Origin of the sequence: Thiobacillus thioparus DSM 505 (assembly GCF_000373385.1) — a bacterium.
Lineage (GTDB): Bacteria > Pseudomonadota > Gammaproteobacteria > Burkholderiales > Thiobacillaceae > Thiobacillus > Thiobacillus thioparus.
This window is the reverse complement of the sequence record NZ_KB891321.1, coordinates 1-2,883: the sequence shown is the minus strand read 5'-3', so window position 1 is coordinate 2,883 and position 2,883 is coordinate 1. Positions and strand designations below refer to the sequence as shown.

Here is a 2,883-nt window from a genome sequence, read left to right as displayed (position 1 = left end):
GGAGCCCCAGCTTAATTGGCCTTCAGGTCTTTCGAGGAGCATCGCGTCGCGATGCGACTCAAAAGGTTTAAGAAGGAGTGAAATTAGGTGGGTGGCGCACAACGCGCAGCGTTGTGGGCACACCAGCTTGATGACCCGGAGGGTCAATCAAGCTGGGGTGACTGCGTACCTTTTGTATAATGGGTCAGCGACTTACGTTCCGTTGCGAGCTTAACCGAATAGGGGAGGCGAAGCGAAAGCGAGTCTTAATAGGGCGCATAGTAGCGGGGCGTAGACCCGAAACCGGATGATCTATCCATGGCCAGGATGAAGGTGCGGTAACACGCACTGGAGGTCCGAACCCACTAATGTTGAAAAATTAGGGGATGAGCTGTGGATAGGGGTGAAAGGCTAAACAAATCCGGAGATAGCTGGTTCTCCTCGAAAGCTATTTAGGTAGCGCCTCATGTATCACTCACGGGGGTAGAGCACTGTAATGTTAGTGGGGGCCATTGCGGCTTACTGCGGCATAGCAAACTCCGAATACCGTGAAGTGCGAGCATGGGAGACAGACATCGGGTGCTAACGTCCGGTGTCAAGAGGGAAACAACCCAGACCGACAGCTAAGGTCCCAAATGACGTGCTAAGTGGAAAACGATGTGGGAAGGCATAGACAGCTAGGAAGTTGGCTTAGAAGCAGCCATCCTTTAAAGAAAGCGTAATAGCTCACTAGTCGAGTCGTCCTGCGCGGAAGATGTAACGGGGCTAAGCACGTAACCGAAGCTTCGGATATGCACTTTGTGCATATGGTAGAGGAGCGTTCTGTAAGTCTGCGAAGGTGTCTGGTAATGGATGCTGGAGATATCAGAAGTGCGAATGCTGACATGAGTAGCGATAAAGGGAGTGAAAAGCTCCCTCGCCGAAAACCCAAGGTTTCCTGCGCAACGTTCATCGGCGCAGGGTGAGTCGGCCCCTAAGGTGAGGCAGAGATGCGTAGCTGATGGGAAACGGGTCAAAATTCCCGTACTTTCGTTTACTGCGATGTGGGGACGGAGAAGGTTAGGTGAGCCGGGTGTTGGATGTCCCGGTTTAAGTGAGTAGGCAGATCCCTTAGGCAAATCCGGGGGGTTAATGTCGAGACACGATGACGGTGCTCCATTGGAGCCGAAGTCACTGATACCAAGCTTCCAAGAAAAGCCACTAAGCTTCAGGTAAACGAGAACCGTACCGCAAACCGACACAGGTGGGTAGGATGAGAATTCTAAGGCGCTTGAGAGAACTCGGGTGAAGGAACTCGGCAAATTAGCACCGTAACTTCGGGAGAAGGTGCGCCCCGGTAGGTTGTAGCGATTTACTTGCGAAGGCCGATGGGGTTGCAGTGAAAAGGTGGCTGCGACTGTTTAATAAAAACACAGCACTCTGCAAACACGAAAGTGGACGTATAGGGTGTGACGCCTGCCCGGTGCCGGAAGGTTAATTGATGGGGTGCAAGCTCTTGATCGAAGCCCCGGTAAACGGCGGCCGTAACTATAACGGTCCTAAGGTAGCGAAATTCCTTGTCGGGTAAGTTCCGACCCGCACGAATGGCGTAACGATGGCCACACTGTCTCCACCCGAGACTCAGCGAAGTTGAAATGTTTGTGAAGATGCAATCTCCCCGCGGCTAGACGGAAAGACCCCATGAACCTTTACTGTAGCTTTGCATTGGACTGTGACGGGACTTGTGTAGGATAGCTGGGAGCCTGTGAAGCGTGGTCGCTAGATCATGTGGAGGCGTCGTTGAAATACCAGCCTGGTGTCGTTGCGGTTCTAACCTAGGTCCATTATCTGGATCGGGGACCGTGCATGGTGGGCAGTTTGACTGGGGCGGTCTCCTCCCAAAGTGTAACGGAGGAGTACGAAGGTCTTCTAGGTACGGTCGGACATCGTACTGATAGTGCAATGGCAAAAGAAGGCTTGACTGCGAGACTGACACGTCGAGCAGGTGCGAAAGCAGGTCATAGTGATCCGGTGGTTCTGTATGGAAGGGCCATCGCTCAACGGATAAAAGGTACTCTGGGGATAACAGGCTGATTCCTCCCAAGAGTTCATATCGACGGGGGAGTTTGGCACCTCGATGTCGGCTCATCACATCCTGGGGCTGTAGCCGGTCCCAAGGGTATGGCTGTTCGCCATTTAAAGTGGTACGTGAGCTGGGTTTAAAACGTCGTGAGACAGTTTGGTCCCTATCTGCCGTGGGCGCTGGATATTTGACGGGGGCTGCTCCTAGTACGAGAGGACCGGAGTGGACGTGCCTCTGGTGTACCGGTTATGACGCCAGTCGTATCGCCGGGTAGCTAAGCACGGAAGAGATAAACGCTGAAAGCATCTAAGCGTGAAACTTGCCTGAAGATAAGATATCCCTTGCACCTTGAGTGCACTGAAGGGTCGTTGAAGACCACAACGTTGATAGGCGGGGTGTGGAAGCGCAGTAATGCGTTAAGCTAACCCGTACTAATTGCCCGTGAGGCTTGATCCTATAATTTTGAGAAGCATGCAGTGTGTGTGCCGATGCAGTGACAACCCAATACCTTCTTCCAGACATGCCGCATGATTTGATTCATTCAGGTCAGCGCGACGTGAACAAGACAGTCGGCCCAAGATCGCAAGATCGACGGCACCCAGACAATCCGAATGCGGGGTCAAGACCCAAACCTTGATCCCCCCCCCTTTGTCTGACGACCATAGCAGAGTGGAACCACCCCTTCCCATCCCGAACAGGACGGTGAAACGCTCCCGCGCCAATGATAGTAGGCACCTCGCCTGTGAAAGTAGGTCATCGTCAGACTCCTTATCCGTATCCCTCAGCCGAGGGATACAACAAAACCCCCTCAACTCTTGAGGGGGTTTTTTATTGCACGGAAA

General features: G+C 53.0%; 2 rRNA genes. Both read left to right on the top strand.

Going from position 1 to position 2,883, the window contains the following annotated elements:
* The first annotated feature begins 81 nt into the window (after nucleotides 1-81).
* Nucleotides 82-2,497: ribosomal RNA gene (locus tag B058_RS0107765) — 23S ribosomal RNA — on the top strand.
* Between the two features lie 195 nt (nucleotides 2,498-2,692).
* Nucleotides 2,693-2,806: ribosomal RNA gene (gene rrf, locus B058_RS0107760) — 5S ribosomal RNA — on the top strand.
* Nucleotides 2,807-2,883 lie beyond the last annotated feature (77 nt).